The sequence below is a fragment of the Rhizobium album genome (assembly GCF_003122325.1).
GTDB classification, from domain to species: Bacteria; Pseudomonadota; Alphaproteobacteria; order Rhizobiales; family Rhizobiaceae; genus Metarhizobium; species Metarhizobium album.
Genome location: NZ_QFBC01000021.1, coordinates 46,316 through 62,182, shown reverse-complemented (window position 1 = coordinate 62,182; position 15,867 = coordinate 46,316). Strand labels below are relative to the sequence as shown.

Below are 15,867 nucleotides of genomic sequence, written 5' to 3'. Positions count from 1 at the left end.
ATGCAAGAGAGTCCCTGGGTTGAACTGAACGGCCTGCGTGTTTCACGTGAAACATTGGAGCGGCTGGAGACCTTTGCCGATCTTTTCAGCAAATGGGCCACGATCATAAACCTGGTGGCTCCCTCCACCAAGGATGATCTTTGGCGGCGGCATATACTCGATAGCCTGCAGATTTATCAGCTTTGCCCAGGTAATCACAAATGGTTGGACCTCGGCAGCGGCGGTGGTTTTCCCGGCGTGATCACTGCCATTTGCCTTGCCGAGGCCGGCGAAGGCTGGGTTCATCTCATCGAGAGCAACCACAAGAAGGCTGCGTTTTTGCGCACTGCGCTGCTGCAGACCGGAGGGCGCGGCTCTGTTCATGCCGTTCGCATCGAAGCGGCGCCGGCGGAGGTTTCGGAATGCGACGTCGTGTCGGCGCGGGCCTTGGCGGATCTGGATCTTTTGCTCGAATATGTCGAACCTTGGGCGATCAGCAACAAAAATCTCAAGGCTCTACTGCACAAAGGCCGGGATTATGCCACCGAGATCGATAAAGCACGTGGCCGATGGCACTTCGATCTGTTAAAACATCAAAGTGTGATTGAGCGGGATTCCGTTATTCTAGAAATCACCGGCATCAAACGAATGAATGCATCATCCTCCAGGTGAATTGTATGGCAAGCGAGAAGAATCGCATCATCACCATTGCTAATCAAAAGGGTGGCGTCGGCAAGACGACAACCGCGATCAATCTTGCGACGGCCTTGGCTGCTATCGGAGAGCGTGTGTTGATCGTCGATCTCGATCCTCAAGGCAATGCAAGCACGGGGTTGGGCATCGATCGTCGTGACCGCAAGTTATCCTCCTACGATCTTCTGATGGGGTCGCATGGCATATTGGAGACGGTGGTCGAAACGGCCGTGCCGAATCTTTATATCGTGCCGTCGACCATGGATTTGCTCGGCTTCGAGATGGAGATCGCGCAAAAAAGCGATCGTGTCTTCCGCCTTCGCCGTGCTTTGCAGCAGGATGAGGCGCTGGCGTTTTCTTACATCCTGGTGGATTGCCCGCCTTCCTTCAATCTGTTGACGATGAATGCCATGGCCGCCGCTCATTCGGTGCTGGTACCGTTGCAATGCGAATTCTTTGCACTGGAAGGCTTGAGCCAGCTTCTGGAAACCGTTGGACAGATTCGCCAAACGGTCAATCCGGCCTTGGATATTCAGGGTATTGTGCTGACAATGTTCGATGCGCGCAACAATCTCGCCCAGCAGGTCGTGCATGATGTTCGCAGTCATTTGGGTGAGAAGGTCTACCACACGCTGATTCCGAGAAATGTACGTGTTTCGGAAGCGCCGTCTTATGGTAAACCCGCTATTCTTTATGATCTGAAGTGCGCTGGCAGCCAAGCTTATCTCCAGCTTGCCTCCGAAGTGATCCAGCGTGAACGTCAAAGGAAAGCCGCCTGACCCGTCGGGTAGCCGGTATGTGAGAGTGCAGCATGAACGACGATATCTCCAAGCGCCGCCTCGGTCGCGGTCTGGCCGCACTTATCGGTGAGATGGACCAGCCGCTTCCGGTTGGCGGAAACAAGCCGGGTGTCAATCCCGACCGGATGATTCCCATTGAGTTCGTCAGCCGGAATCCGAAGAATCCTCGCCGTTATTTTAACGAGGACGAACTGCAGGATCTTGCCAGTTCCATTCGACAGCATGGGATTGTGCAACCTGTCGTTGTTCGGACGGCTGGATCAGAACGGTATGAGATAATAGCTGGTGAACGTCGATGGCGGGCGGCGCAGCTGGCCGGGCTGGTCGAAATTCCGGTCATTGTCCGGGATGTCGATGACCGTACGGCGCTTGAGATCGCTATTGTCGAAAACGTCCAGCGCTCCGACCTGAACCCCCTGGAAGAGGCACTGGGATACGAACAACTGATTGCCGAGCACGGCTACACCCAGAACGATCTTGGCGAGATCATCGGTAAAAGCCGCAGCCACGTGGCAAACAGCCTTCGGCTACTCAAATTGCCTGATCCGGTGCGTGACATGTTGGCGGCAGGTTCGTTGTCGGCCGGACATGCGCGGGCGCTGGTTTCGACGTCTGATCCGACCGTGCTCGCAAAGACGATCGTTTCCAAAGGCATGTCGGTTCGCGATGCCGAGCGCCTGGCGCAAAACGATATCAAGGCACAGAATGATCCTGCTTACGGAACAATTCGACGAGAGGAAAAGGACTCCGACACGCTGGCGCTGGAGCGCACGTTGTCGGACGCTCTGGGCCTGGATGTCAGCATAAACCATCGCGGCAGCGGCGGTCAGATCAAGATTGCTTATAAGACTTTGGAGCAACTGGAAGACGTCTGCCGGTTATTGGAACGCCGTTAAACCGCACTGGTTCGATGTTCCGGTCCGGGGTTTCGGATCAGCTCTTGCGGCCGGCCTGTAGAACCACGGCCAGCAGCGTCTGAAGGGCAATGCTTTCTTCCAGGCTTTGGCGCTGGCGGGTCTGCAATATGGCCGATTGCACCCGGTTCATCTCACGGGCAATGGTGGCAGCGGACCAGTTTTTCAACAAGGCTTCGATAACCGGTTTGCGGCGAAAATACAGGTGGCGGCCGAGAGTCTGCATGATTTGCGCCGGTTGTGTGTTCTTTTCGTCCATCTCGGCGCGCATCACATCGAGAAGCTGCAGCTGCCGCAGGCAACTCTGCAACACCAGGAAGATCGACATTTTCGACGTGGCGATCTTGCGGGTTTCATGCAGGAAACCCTCTTTGTCGCCTTTCAGCACCGCGTCAACCGCATCGTCTGCGGATATGGCGCTGGCATCGCCGATGATATCGAAGACATGCTGTTCATCGACCGTATCCAGGCCGCGGCAATATAGCGCGAGCTTCTGAATTTCGTTGCGTGAAGCAATACGGTCGCCGCCCAGAAACTCCAGGAGCAGATGGCGGGCAGACGGCGTGATTTTCAGGCTTTCGCTTGAGAGTTCCGAATCGACAAGCGCATTCAGGGCCCTGCCGTCGTCGGAATAACAGGGAATAGAAGCGATGCTGCGGGCACCGTCCGCCAGTTTGCGCAAGCCTACGCCCTTCTTGAGGTCGCCCGCCTCTAAAATTAGCGTACAATCTTCCGGAGGCTTATCGATCAGCGCCTGTACGGCCTCGATAACGGGCTTTTCGTTAGAGACGCCCCGCAGCCAGATCAGGCGCTGGCCACCGAAAAGACCGATGGCATAAGCTTCGTCCAGCAATCGCCCGGCATTGCCGTGCAAGTCGGTCACATCGAGCTTGACGAAGGCGAATGGATCGTCGGCGGGGACCTTGGTTCCCGCTGCAATCAGACCGGCCCGCTCGGATACCAGGCCACGATCCGGCCCGTAGATGATAAAGATGCGATAAAGCCGCGCGGAGTTTCGCAGAAACTGATCGAACTCGTGAGACTTCACTTCCGCCATGGAACAGCCTTACCGGCCAAGCGCGATGGCCAGATCGGTCCGGATCAGCTCCGCCAGTTCCCGGGCCGCACGGTTTTCGGCATCGCGGATCGCCCGCAGCTTGGCGAATTCCTGGACGGGGAAGTCGACCAGCGATGTGGCCGAACGATGTCCGGTGCGCAGCACCTGTCCGTCTGAAACGCGCCGCATCGTGTAATCGCCGTTGACGACGATCTGGCCCGCGCGGGCCGTATCGGAGGATTCGACCAGCAGAACGCCGGTGACATAGCTGGCGACAGTCAGCTGAACGTCGTAATCGGCTCTCGCCGGCTCTCCGGCGCCGCCGGAGGTCAGGAAGATCAGGCGGTTGCGGACTTGCTGCCCGACGCGGCTACCGGCCGGTGAATAGGAGATCGCCGCCAGGTTCCGCGCGACACCGGTCGATTCGGAATAAAGCGGGCGCACCTGGCAACTGCTCGCAAGCAGCGCCAGGGCGATGACGACAGCGGTGCTGCCTTTCCGGAGAAATTTCACGCTCACGTCAAACGACAATGTTTACGATCCTTTGCGGCACCACGATGATCTTCTTCGGCGTCTGGCCAGCAAGAGCCGCCTGTACGGCGTCGAGCGCGAGCACGGCCTGCTGGACGGCATTCTGGTCCGCATCGCGCGCGATTGTCAATTCGGCGCGCTTCTTGCCGTTGATCTGTACCGGGAGGACGATCTCGCTGTCGATCACGAGGGCGGCATCGAATACCGGCCAGGAAGCCTGGGCCACCAGGCCTTCATTGCCGAGCGCCGCCCAGCATTCCTCGGCGAGATGCGGCGTCATCGGCGCGATTAGCAGGATGAGGATCTCGGCCGCTTCGCGAACGGCGGCGGCATAGGCCTCGTCCGCCTTGCCGGCAGCGACATTGCCGAAAGGCCCGGCAACCGCATTGACCATCTCGTAGATGCGCGCCACGGCCTTGTTGAAGTTCAGCTTGTCGAAATCGCCCTGCACGGCCTGAAGTGCCTTGTGGGCGGCTTGCGAAACGGGAAGGGCCTCGCCTTCCTTAGCCGGCTTCGACTTGACCTTGCGCAGCTTTTCGGCGGCCTCCGAGATCAGGCGCCAGACGCGCTGAACAAAGCGATGGGAGCCTTCGACGCCGGCTTCGGACCAGATGACGTCACGATCCGGTGGCGAGTCGGACAGCACGAAGAAGCGGGCGGTATCGGCGCCGTAGGCGGCGATGATATCGTCGGGATCGACGACGTTCTTCTTCGACTTCGACATTTTTTCAATGGAGCCGATCTTCAGCTCCTCACCGGTCGACAACAGGACGGCGCGGCGCTGGCCGTCGATCTCGTCGATGCGGATATCGGCCGGAGCGATCCATTCCCGGGCCGTGCCCTCGCCGCGGCTATAGGTTTCGTGCACCACCATGCCCTGGGTGAACAGGCCCTTGAACGGCTCCTTGAGGTCCAGGTGGCCTGTCTCGCGCATGGCGCGGGTGAAGAAACGGGAATAGAGCAGGTGCAGGATCGCATGCTCGATGCCGCCGATATACTGGTCGACGGGCAGCCAGTGATTGGCGACCTCGGGTGATGTCGGTTCGTTTTCCCATGGTGCGGTGAAACGGGCGAAATACCAGCTCGAATCGACGAAGGTGTCCATCGTGTCGGTTTCACGCCGCGCATCCTTGCCGCATTGCGGGCAGGCGACGTGACGCCAGGTCGGATGGCGGTCGAGCGGGTTGCCTGGCTTGTCGAAGGTGACGTCGTCGGGCAGCTTGACCGGCAGGTCCTTCTTCGGCACCGCCACGACGCCGCAGTCGTCGCAGTGGATGACCGGGATCGGGCAGCCCCAATAACGCTGGCGGGAAATACCCCAGTCGCGCAGGCGGAAATTCACCTTGCGCTCGCCCTGCGGCTGGTTGCCGAGAAGCTGGGTGCTCAGTCGTTCGGCCACGGCGTCGAATGCCGCCTCCGTCGTCATGCCGTCGAGGAAGCGGGAGTTGATCATTACGCCGTCATCGACATAGGCCTCGTTGCCGATTTTGAAGCTGGCGGGATCGCCGTCCTTCGGCATGACCACTGGTGTCACCGGCAGATCGTATTTGCGGGCGAAGTCCAGGTCGCGCTGGTCGCCGGCGGGGCAGCCGAAAATCGCGCCGGTGCCATAGTCCATCAGCACGAAATTGGCGATGTAGACAGGCAGTTCCCAAGCGGGATCCAACGGGTGCTTGACGCGGATGCCGGTGTCCATACCCTTCTTTTCCGCCGTCTCCAGGGCGGCGACGGAGGTGCCGGCACGGCGGCATTCTTCGGCGAAAGCCTCGATGTCAGGATTGCCGGCAGCGGCTTCCCTGGCCAGCGGGTGGTCGGCGGCGATCGCCAGGAAGGAGGCGCCGAACAGCGTGTCGGGGCGGGTCGTGTAGACCGTGACTTCGTGGCTGCCGGCCGGCGCCGTGCCTTCGGCGATCTCCCAGCGGATCGTCATGCCTTCCGAGCGGCCGATCCAGTTCTTCTGCATCACCCGCACTTTTTCCGGCCACTGGTCGAGCGTATCGAGCGCGTCCAGGAGATCCTGGCTGAAATCGGTGATCTTGAAGAACCACTGCGTCAGCTCGCGCTGTTCCACCAGCGCGCCGGAGCGCCAGCCGCGGCCGTCGATGACCTGCTCGTTGGCGAGAACGGTGTTGTCGACCGGATCCCAGTTGACCTTCGATTGCTTGCGGTAGACCAGGCCCTTTTCCAGGAAATCCAGGAACAGGTGCTGCTGGCGATGGTAATATTCGACATCACAGGTGGCGAATTCACGGCTCCAGTCGAGCGACAGGCCCATGGATTTCAGCTGGTTGCGCATCGTCGCAATGTTCTGGTAGGTCCAGTCCTTGGGATGCACCTTGTTCTGCATCGCGGCGTTTTCCGCCGGCATACCGAAAGCGTCCCAGCCCATCGGGTGCAGGACATTGTAACCGCGGGCGCGCTTGTAGCGGGCGACGACGTCACCCATGGCGTAGTTGCGCACATGGCCCATGTGCACCCGGCCCGAAGGATAGGGGAACATTTCGAGGACGTAATATTTTTCGCGCGGATCGTTGTTGTCGGTGACGAAAACGCTGTTTTCGTTCCACGTCTTCTGCCAACGGGGTTCGGTGTCGCGCGGATTATAACGTTCGGAGGCCATGGGATCGATATTCCAGGAAATCAGGGAGAATTGGCCGTGACCTTCATCATGAAACCGTCCAAGCGTCAAGTTTTCCGCCGGCCGGGTCAGGCAAAGTTTATCACGGGTGGAGCACCGAAGCTTGGCAACGGTGAGGCGAAGGTTTAGCTAACGCAGAGAACCATGCGACAGATGAGGATGGCATGACGCAATTGCAAGAACGTCTCGAGGCGGTGAAAGGCCGGATAACAGCCGCCGAACGGAAGGCAGGCCGCCCCGCGGGCGCGGTGACGCTTGTTGCCGTCTCCAAGACATTCGAAGCCGACGATATTCGTCCGGCCATCGCCGCCGGGCAACGGGTCTTCGGCGAAAACCGTGTGCAGGAAAGCCGGGGCAAGTGGCCGCAGCTGAAGGCGGAAACTTTGGGCATCGAGCTGCATCTCATCGGGCCGCTGCAATCCAACAAGGCGGCGGAGGCGGTGGCGCTGTTCGACGTCATCGAGACGGTGGACCGGGAAAAGATCGCCCGGGCGCTGGCCGCGGAAATGCAGCGGCAGGGACGCACGCCGCGGCTCTATATCCAGGTCAACACCGGCCTGGAGCCGCAGAAGGCCGGCATCGCGCCGGACGAGCTGCCGGCTTTCGTGGCGCTTTGCCGCGGTGAACTGGCGCTTGAGATCGAAGGACTGATGTGTATTCCGCCGGCGGATGAAAATCCCGGGCCGCATTTTGCCCTGCTGGCAAGACTGGCCACAGAGGCGGGCGTCGAAAAGCTGTCGATGGGCATGTCCGGCGACTACGAGACGGCGATTGCCTTCGGCGCTACAGGTGTGCGGGTCGGGTCGGCGATTTTCGGCAGCCGCTGATTGGTCTTTATGCCTAGGGCTTTGGTCTTGCTTTCCAGGCCCTGTATTCCCCCGGTAAATGGGGCTAGGCTGTTTACAGCTTGGCGTTTGCATACCGGGAGGAAAGAATGCAAAGCACTTATGCCCAAACCTATGCGGCGTGGCAGGCCGATCCTGAAGGTTTCTGGAGGGGGATCGCCGAAACGCTTCATTGGTCCCGACCGGCCGATACCGTCTTCGACGCCGGAGATGGCGTTTACGGGCGCTGGTTCATCGGCGCGGAAACCAATACCTGTTTCAACTGCGTCGATCGCCATGTGGCCGATGGACGCGGCGGCCAGAAGGCGCTGATCTACGACAGCCCGATGACCGGCAAGGTTGCCAGTTTCACCTATGAGGAGATGCTGGCCGAGGTCGTGGCCGTTTCCGCCGCCCTGCGCCGCCTCGGCGTCGGCAAGGGCGACCGTGTCATCCTCTACATGCCGATGGTTCCGGAAGCGGTATTTTCGATGCTGGCCTGCGCCCGGCTCGGCGCCATTCATTCGGTCGTGTTCGGTGGCTTTGCGGCGCATGAACTGGCAACGCGCATCGACGATTTCGACGCCAAGCTGATCATCGCCGCCAGTTGCGGGCTGGAGCCGGGCCGCACGGTCGCCTATATGCCGCTTGTCGACCACGCCATCGAACTCGCCAGGATCAAGCCGGAACACTGCCTGGTGCTGCAGCGACCGGAATTGCAGGCGGAGCTGAAACCCGGCCGCGATGTCGATTTTACCAGCGCGGTGGCCGCGGAAAAAGCTGCCGGTACCAGCGTTGCCTGCACGCCGGTCAAGGCAACCGATCCGCTCTACATTCTCTACACCTCCGGCACGACCGGCCAGCCGAAGGGTGTGGTCCGCGACAATGGCGGCCACATGGTGGCGCTGAAATGGAGCATGGAGAACATCTACGGCGTCAAGCCCGGCGAGGTCTTCTGGGCGGCGTCGGATATCGGTTGGGTGGTCGGCCATTCCTACATCGTTTACGGCCCGCTGCTGGCGGGCAACACCACCATCCTGTTCGAAGGCAAGCCGGTCGGCACGCCCGATGCCGGCACCTATTGGCGGGTGATCGCCGATCACGATGTCAAGGTGATGTTCACCGCGCCGACGGCCTTCCGCGCCATCCGCCGCGACGATCCCGAGGGGGAATTTGCCCGGAAATACGATCTATCCGGCTTTCGTGCCCTGTTTCTCGCTGGTGAACGGGCTGATTCGGAAACCATCAAATGGGCCGAACGCATTCTCGACGTCCCGGTGATCGACCATTGGTGGCAGACGGAAACCGGCTGGCCGGTGGCGGCCAACCCGCTGGGCCTGGGGTTGCTGCCGGTCAAATACGGCTCGCCCGCCGTTCCCTTGCCCGGCTATACGATCGAGGTGCTGGATGACGAAGGCCATCCGGTGCCGGCAGGTACGCTCGGCAACATCGTCGTCCGGCTGCCGCTGCCACCCGGCAACCTCGTGACGTTCTGGAACGCCGACGAGCGGTTTCGCGCCGCCTGCCTGGAGGAATTTCCCGGTTACTACAAGACCGCTGATGCCGGCTACATGGATGAAGACGGCTACATGTTCATCATGGCCCGCACCGACGACATCATCAATTGCGCCGGCCATCGCCTGTCGACCGGCGCGATGGAAGAAGCCTGCGCCCTTCACCCTGACGTCGCGGAATGCGCCGTGATCGGCATTGCCGATGAATTGAAGGGCCAGGTGCCCTGCGGTTTCCTGGTGCTGAAGAACAAGGTGGCGCGGGATGTCAGGGAGATCGAACGCGAGGTGATTTCGCTGGTGCGCGAGGAAATCGGCCCGGTCGCCGCCTTCAAGTCGGTGATGATCGTCCAGCGCCTGCCAAAAACCCGCTCGGGAAAGATCCTGCGCGGTACCATGCAGAAGATCGCCGACGGCCTGCCGTGGAAAATGCCGGCGACCATCGACGATCCGGTCATTCTCGAAGAGATCACCGCCGTGCTGCAGGGACGCGGCCTGCATCATCCCGGTTGAAGCAAACGAAAAAAGCCCGCAGCACCGTTCAGGCGTTGCGGGCTTTTGCGTTCGTCTTTCGCGACGCGACGATCAGTATTGATCGTCCTCGTCTTCGTCTGTGCGCGTCGACTTGAGCGACTTGAGCTTGGCGAAGACGGCGTCGGCGTCGATCTCTTTTTCTTCTTCCCGATCGTAGCTGAAGCCGAGGCGTTCGGTTTCCTGGGTCGGCTGCAGGGTGGCGCCGAGCTCGGCGGCGGTCGGCAGCGGACGGCCCTTGGCGGCCTTTTCGACTTCGAAATCCAGATCGATCTGGCTGCACAGGCCAAGCGTCACCGGATCCATCGGCGTCAGGTTGGCGGCATTCCAGTGGGTGCGCTCGCGGATCTGCTCGATCGTCGACTTGGTGGTGCCGACCAGGCGGGAGATCTGGGCGTCCTTGAGTTCGGGATGGTTGCGCACCAGCCAGAGAATGGCGTTCGGACGATCCTGGCGCTTGGAAACCGGTGTGTAGCGCGGCCCCTTGCGCTTCGATTCCGGCACGCGCACCTTCGGATCGGAAAGCTTGAGCTTGTGGTTGATGTTGGCTTCGCCGCGGGCGATTTCTTCGCGCGAAAGCTGGCCGGTCGAGATCGGATCGAGGCCCTTGATGCCCTGCGAAGCTTCACCGTCGGCAATCGCCTTCACTTCCAGCGGGTGCAGTTTGCAGAACTGGGCGATCTGGTCGAAAGACAATGCGGTGTTATCGACCAGCCACACGGCCGTCGCCTTCGGCATGAGCAGTTGTTGAGCCATGGATATAGTCCTTCTGTCGGCCCGCGCCGGGGTCGCGGGACGTGGTATCACCACAAATTTCCGGAAATTAGACTGCTCTATATAGGCATTGTGTCATAATTGCAATTCTCCAAGAGACAAATGACCTTTGTCTAATTGCCGGAACGGGTTGACCTGCTATGAAGGTCGCACATAGATAATGGCATCAACATGAGGGAGGAGTTCATGTCAGCCAAGCTTTATCCGGTTCTTAAATCGGCAAAAAGCCGCGCGCTCATCGACGGCGATACCTATCAGAAATGGTATACCGAGAGTGTCGAAGATCCTGATCGCTTCTGGGGCAAGCATGGCAAGCGCATCGACTGGTTCAAACCCTATACCAAGGTCAAGAACACGTCGTTCACCGGCAAGGTTTCCATCAAGTGGTACGAAGACGGTATTACCAACGTCTCCTACAACTGCATCGACCGCCACCTGAAGACGCATGGTGAAAAGACCGCGATCATCTGGGAAGGCGACAACCCCTATGTCGACAAGAAGATCACCTACAACCAGCTCTACGACCAGGTGTGTCGCCTCGCCAACGTGTTGAAGAAGCACGGCGTCAAGAAGGGCGACCGGGTGACCATCTACATGCCGATGATCCCGGAAGCGGCCTATGCGATGCTGGCCTGCGCCCGTATCGGCGCCATTCATTCCGTCGTCTTCGGCGGCTTCTCCCCCGATGCGCTGGCCGGCCGTATCGTCGACTGCGAATCGACCTTCGTCATCACCTGCGATGAGGGCGTGCGCGGCGGCAAGCCGATCCCGCTGAAAGAAAACACCGATACCGCCATCGACATCGCCGCCAAGAACCACGTGATCGTCAACAAGGTGCTCGTCGTGCGCCGCACCGGCGGCAAGACCGGCTGGGCGCCGGGCCGCGACCTCTGGTATCACCAGGAAATCAACACGGTGAAGCCGGATTGCCCGCCGGTGAAGATGAAGGCGGAAGATCCGTTGTTCATTCTCTATACCTCGGGTTCGACCGGCAAGCCGAAGGGCGTGCTGCACACCACCGGCGGTTATCTCGTCTACGCCTCGATGACGCATCAATACGTCTTCGATTATCGCGATGGCGACGTCTACTGGTGCACGGCGGATGTGGGCTGGGTGACCGGTCATTCCTACATCGTCTACGGTCCGCTCGCCAATGCGGCGACGACGCTGATGTTCGAAGGCGTGCCGAATTTCCCCGACCAGGGCCGCTTCTGGGAAGTCATCGACAAGCACAAGGTCAACATCTTCTACACGGCGCCGACGGCGATCCGTGCGCTGATGGGCGCCGGCGACCATTTCGTCAAGCGCTCGTCGCGCGCTTCGCTGCGGCTGCTCGGATCGGTCGGCGAACCGATCAATCCGGAGGCCTGGGAATGGTACTACAATGTCGTCGGCGAGCAGAAATCGCCTGTGGTCGATACCTGGTGGCAGACGGAAACCGGCGGCATCCTGATCAGCCCGCTGCCGGGCGTTACGGATCTGAAGCCGGGTTCGGCGACGAAGCCGTTCTTCGGTGTCCAGCCGCAGCTCGTCGACAACGAAGGCAAGGTGCTGGAAGGGGCGGCCGACGGCAATCTCTGCATCACCGACAGCTGGCCCGGCCAGATGCGCTCCGTCTACGGCGATCACCAGCGTTTCATCCAGACCTATTTCTCGACCTACAAGGGCAAATATTTCACCGGTGACGGCTGCCGTCGCGACGAGGATGGTTATTATTGGATCACCGGCCGCGTCGATGACGTTCTCAACGTCTCGGGGCATCGTCTCGGCACGGCGGAAGTGGAATCGGCGCTTGTGTCGCATCACCTCGTTTCCGAAGCTGCCGTCGTCGGTTACCCGCACGGCCTCAAGGGTCAGGGCATCTACTGCTACGTCTCGCTGATGGCCGGCGAGCAGGGCACGGATGCCTTGCGGCAGGAACTCGTCAAGCATGTCCGCAAGGAAATCGGCCCGATCGCCACGCCGGATAAAATCCAGTTCGCGCCCGGCCTGCCGAAAACCCGCTCCGGCAAGATCATGCGCCGCATCCTGCGCAAGATCGCCGAAGACGATTTCGGCGCGCTCGGCGATACCTCGACGCTGGCCGATCCCGGAGTCGTCGACGACCTGATCGCCAATCGCCAGAACCGCGCCGACGCGGCATAAGCGCCGTCACCAACGCTTTCACACCGAAACCCGGCTTCCTTTGTGGCGGCCGGGTTTTTCTTGTGACACGTCATCTCTTGTTTTTGCGCAGGTTCGAAGGCCGAAGCCACGCATATTGCGGCGGCATTGTTTTACGGAAATGCCGTCTCGTTGACGGCCGAACATGTTTCGCCGTCTTTGCGACCGCCATCATAGGTCCTGGCATATCCGGCAAACAAAAGGGCCTCAGCCGGATTCACGCCACTTGCGAATGTGACGTCGGCGACGATGCGGCCGAAATATTTGTCACCGGAAATATCTCGAAGCCAGAGGGTCGGGTTTTCTGAAGCAAGATCCGCAAGAAGTTTTTTAGCCTGTAGTGCGGCATTTCTCGATTGCGCGCAGCGTGCCCGCAATTCGGGCGTATCGATGCCGCGCAAGCGGACATAGACCTCGATCCGCTGTTGCGGCCATGGGCGTGCCTCCACCAGCAAGGTATCGCCATCGATGACGCGGATCACCTGAGCTTCGACGGGACCGGCTATCACGCCCTGCTCGCGGCTCCAGGTTTCGCCCTGCACCGCAAAAAAGCTGGCGCTGCCAAAGAAGCAGGCAAACAGAAGCATCCGCAGCCGATTTGAGAATATATCCATACAAGGATATAATTCCTAAAAATGGCGCCGGTCAATAGGAATTATATCCTTAGAAATCGATGGCCCGGCCGTTGATTTCCCAGTCGCCGAACCGTGCCGGGTCGGCGCCGCCGCGGCCGCCGATCTCTTTCGGCAAGGACGCTTCGTTTTCCGCCTGGCGACGTTCCTCTGCTTCCTTCAGGGCGCGCAGAGCGGCGGGAGGCAAGTGTTTGCCGGTTTCGTGCAATGTGCTGGAGCTTTCGCTGTTGTCATTGTCGGCTTGGGCTTCCGCCATGGCTCTATTCCGTAAAAACATTGAAAATCGCGGCTGAATAACCAAATCATAGGAGCCTTGGGGGAGAAAGAAAAGCGCCGGCCCCAAATGCCGCCTCGACCCTGCCGGATGACAACCTTGGAGACCGACATGAATCTCATGCGTACTGCCATGCTGCTTGCCTTCATGACAGCCCTGTTCATGGGAGTCGGTTATCTCATTGGCGGACAATCCGGCATGCTGATTGCCTTCGTCGTGGCGGCTGGCATGAACTTCTTTTCCTATTGGAATTCCGATCGCATGGTGCTTTCGGCCTACCGCGCCCAGGAAATCGACGAACGCAACGCCCCGGAATTTTACGGCATCATCCGCGACCTTTCCAGGAATGCCGGCCTGCCGATGCCGCGCGTCTATCTCTACGACAGCCCGCAGCCGAATGCCTTTGCCACTGGCCGCAATCCGCAAAACGCTGCGGTCGCCGCGTCGACGGGCCTTCTGCGCGCATTGACGCCGCAGGAGGTGGCCGGCGTCATGGCGCATGAACTGGCGCATGTCCAGAACCGCGATACGCTGACCATGACCATCACGGCAACGCTGGCCGGTGCCATTTCCATGCTCGGCAACTTTGCCTTCCTCTTCGGCGGCAATCGCAACAATAACAACAATCCGTTCGGCGCCATCGGCGTGATCGTCGCCATGATCGTGGCGCCGCTGGCGGCGATGCTGGTGCAAATGGCGATCAGCCGCACCTGCGAATATTCCGCCGACCGGCGCGGCGCGGAAATTTGCGGCAACCCGCTCTGGCTTGCCTCGGCGCTCGGCAAGATCGCCGGTGCAGCCCAGCACATCCACAATGACGATGCCGAGCGCAATCCCGCCACGGCGCATATGTTCATCATCAATCCGCTGTCGGGCGAACGCATGGACAATCTGTTCTCGACCCATCCGAACACCGAAAACCGCATCGCGGCGCTGCAGCGCATGGCGCAGGAAACCCGCCCGGCCTCGACGCCGACGTCGCAAGCTGATACTGCGGTGCGAAAATCGCGCTCCGTTCCGCCGACAGGCTGGGGTCGCGGCAACTCTCAGCCACCCAAAGGTCCCTGGTCTTGACGTCACAGAACAAGCCGGCATTTCGCCGGCCGCGCAAAAAGCAGCCTGCCACCACCAACGCAACGAGCGGTCCCGACGACAAGCCGGGTCTCGAAGCGCGGGCGGCGGCGGCCAAGCTTTTGGGCGCTGTCGTCGATCGGCGGGTCTCTCTGGACGGCATGCTCGATGCCGAACATGGCAATCCGGCCTACAAGGCGTTGAACGATGCCGACCGCGCTTTGGTGCGCGCCATTCTCAACTCGGCGCTGCGTCATCTGCCGCGCATCGGCGCGATGCTGTCGTCGCTGCTCGACTCGCCGCTGCCCGAAGGCGCGCGTGCTCTCGATCATGTCTTGACCGTTGCCGCCGCACAGATCCTCTATCTCGACGTGCCGGATCATTCGGCGGTGGACCTTGCCGTGGAGCAGGCCAACCGCGATCCGCGCAACCGGCGTTTTGCCGGCCTTGTCAACGCCGTCTTGCGCCGTATGGCGCGCGAGAAGGATGCCTTGCTGGCGCAGACAGCTGCCATCCCCGCCATGCCGTCATGGTTTTTCGACCGGCTTTCCGCGGTCTATGGTCGTGAGGCGGCGGCGCGGATTTCCGAAGCGCAGACCAGCCCCGCCGCCATCGACCTGACAGTGAAGGGCGATGCGGCTTACTGGGCGGAAAAGCTCGGCGGCATCGTGTTGCCCACCGGCAGCGTGCGGCTTGCCGCCTTCGATGGCAGCGTTGCCGATCTTCCCGGTTTTTCGGAAGGACAATGGTGGGTGCAGGATGCGGCGGCGAGCCTGCCGGCCCGGCTGTTCGGTCCGCTTGCCGGCAAGCGGGTCGTCGATCTCTGTGCCGCGCCGGGCGGCAAGACGGCGCAGCTTATCCTGGCCGGCGCCGAGGTGACGGCGCTCGATCTCTCTGCCAATCGCCTGAAACGGCTGGACGGCAATCTGGCGCGGCTCGGTTTTTCGGCACGGACGGTGGAGGCCGACATGGCCTCCTTCCAGCCCGAGGAACTGTTCGACGCGGCCCTGCTCGATGCGCCCTGCTCGTCCACGGGCACGACGCGCCGTCATCCCGATGTGCTCTGGACCAAGGGGCATCAGGATATCGCCAAGCTGGCGACGGTGCAGGAGCGGCTGCTCCGCCATGCCCTGACGCTCGTCAAGCCGGGTGGCCTCGTCGTCTTCTCCAATTGCTCGCTCGACCCGCTCGAAGGCGAGGCGATGGTGGCGCGTATCCTTGCCGAACTGCCGGATGTCCGCCGTGTTCCGGTCGCCGCGACGGACTGGCCGGGCCTCGAAGACGCGATCTCCGCCGAAGGCGCATTCCGCACGACGCCGGCCATGTTGCCGGCTCACGAAGGGTTTGCCGGCGGGCTGGATGGATTTTATGCCGTTGTGTTGCAGCGCAGCCAATAAAATCAGCCTATTAGCCGTTATAAGCCAGTGGACGAATGCCGGCACGCCCGCGTGCCGAATTGACGCAACTTGTCCAAC

The 15,867-nt window shown here is 60.8% G+C and carries 14 protein-coding genes; 8 read left to right on the top strand and 6 right to left on the bottom strand.

Annotated features, from left to right (window positions below; genetic code table 11):
• The 3 genes from rsmG to DEM27_RS29555 are packed head-to-tail and all read left to right on the top strand — an operon-like array spanning position 1 to position 2,368.
• Entirely contained in the window at positions 1-651 is a 651-nt protein-coding gene (gene rsmG / locus DEM27_RS29565) for a 16S rRNA (guanine(527)-N(7))-methyltransferase RsmG (RefSeq protein WP_109461848.1), read from the top strand.
• A 5-nt stretch (positions 652-656) separates the two neighbouring features.
• Positions 657-1,451, top strand: coding sequence for a ParA family protein (locus DEM27_RS29560; RefSeq protein WP_109461847.1), 795 nt, complete (start codon positions 657-659; stop codon positions 1,449-1,451).
• Between the two features lie 32 nt (positions 1,452-1,483).
• Complete coding sequence (locus tag DEM27_RS29555; RefSeq protein WP_109461846.1) at positions 1,484-2,368, top strand: ParB/RepB/Spo0J family partition protein; 885 nt, start codon at positions 1,484-1,486, stop codon at positions 2,366-2,368.
• Between the two features lie 37 nt (positions 2,369-2,405).
• Here the strand turns inward: DEM27_RS29555 and holA are convergent, their stop codons facing one another.
• The 3 genes from holA to leuS are packed head-to-tail and all read right to left on the bottom strand — an operon-like array spanning position 2,406 to position 6,594.
• A complete protein-coding gene (gene holA, locus DEM27_RS29550) occupies positions 2,406-3,443 on the bottom strand; it encodes a DNA polymerase III subunit delta (protein ID WP_109461845.1) in 1,038 nt (345 codons plus the stop codon).
• A gap of 9 nt (positions 3,444-3,452) precedes the next feature.
• Positions 3,453-3,974, bottom strand: a complete 522-nt coding sequence (gene lptE, locus DEM27_RS29545; protein WP_109461844.1) for an LPS assembly lipoprotein LptE — start codon at positions 3,972-3,974, stop codon at positions 3,453-3,455.
• On the bottom strand, positions 3,964-6,594 hold the full coding sequence (gene leuS, locus DEM27_RS29540; RefSeq protein ID WP_109461877.1) for a leucine--tRNA ligase: 2,631 nt from the start codon (positions 6,592-6,594) through the stop codon (positions 3,964-3,966). Before leuS ends, lptE begins: the two co-directional genes overlap by 11 nt.
• 182 nt (positions 6,595-6,776) lie before the next feature.
• Here leuS and DEM27_RS29535 point away from each other — a divergent pair, with 182 nt between their 5' ends.
• Both DEM27_RS29535 and DEM27_RS29530 read left to right on the top strand, forming a co-directional pair.
• Complete coding sequence (locus tag DEM27_RS29535) at positions 6,777-7,439, top strand: YggS family pyridoxal phosphate-dependent enzyme (RefSeq protein WP_109461843.1); 663 nt, start codon at positions 6,777-6,779, stop codon at positions 7,437-7,439.
• A 107-nt stretch (positions 7,440-7,546) separates the two neighbouring features.
• A complete protein-coding gene (locus DEM27_RS29530; protein ID WP_109461842.1) occupies positions 7,547-9,460 on the top strand; it encodes a propionyl-CoA synthetase in 1,914 nt (637 codons plus the stop codon).
• Between the two features lie 72 nt (positions 9,461-9,532).
• On the opposite strand, the gene DEM27_RS29525 is transcribed toward DEM27_RS29530, so the two are convergent.
• On the bottom strand, positions 9,533-10,234 hold the full coding sequence (locus DEM27_RS29525) for a DUF1013 domain-containing protein (RefSeq protein WP_109461841.1): 702 nt from the start codon (positions 10,232-10,234) through the stop codon (positions 9,533-9,535).
• 204 nt (positions 10,235-10,438) lie between these two features.
• Between DEM27_RS29525 and acs the strand changes: the two genes are divergently transcribed.
• Positions 10,439-12,397 carry an acetate--CoA ligase gene (gene acs / locus DEM27_RS29520; protein WP_109461840.1) on the top strand — a complete coding sequence of 653 codons (1,959 nt, stop codon included), beginning with the start codon at positions 10,439-10,441 and terminating at the stop codon, positions 12,395-12,397.
• Between the two features lie 131 nt (positions 12,398-12,528).
• Here the strand turns inward: acs and DEM27_RS29515 are convergent, their stop codons facing one another.
• Together DEM27_RS29515 and DEM27_RS29510 are read right to left on the bottom strand one after the other, a co-directional pair.
• Complete coding sequence (locus DEM27_RS29515) at positions 12,529-13,002, bottom strand: thermonuclease family protein (RefSeq protein ID WP_109461839.1); 474 nt, start codon at positions 13,000-13,002, stop codon at positions 12,529-12,531.
• Positions 13,003-13,078: 76 nt separating this feature from the next.
• The gene (locus DEM27_RS29510) at positions 13,079-13,303 is read right to left on the bottom strand and encodes a DUF1674 domain-containing protein (protein ID WP_109461838.1); all 225 of its coding nucleotides are present in this window, start codon (positions 13,301-13,303) and stop codon (positions 13,079-13,081) included.
• Positions 13,304-13,432: 129 nt separating this feature from the next.
• On the opposite strand from DEM27_RS29510, the gene htpX reads away from it, so the two are divergent.
• Together htpX and DEM27_RS29500 are read left to right on the top strand one after the other, a co-directional pair.
• Positions 13,433-14,395 carry a zinc metalloprotease HtpX gene (gene htpX, locus DEM27_RS29505; protein ID WP_109461837.1) on the top strand — a complete coding sequence of 321 codons (963 nt, stop codon included), beginning with the start codon at positions 13,433-13,435 and terminating at the stop codon, positions 14,393-14,395.
• The gene (locus tag DEM27_RS29500; protein WP_420028866.1) at positions 14,386-15,789 is read left to right on the top strand and encodes an RsmB/NOP family class I SAM-dependent RNA methyltransferase; all 1,404 of its coding nucleotides are present in this window, start codon (positions 14,386-14,388) and stop codon (positions 15,787-15,789) included. Before htpX ends, DEM27_RS29500 begins: the two co-directional genes overlap by 10 nt.
• Positions 15,790-15,867 lie beyond the last annotated feature (78 nt).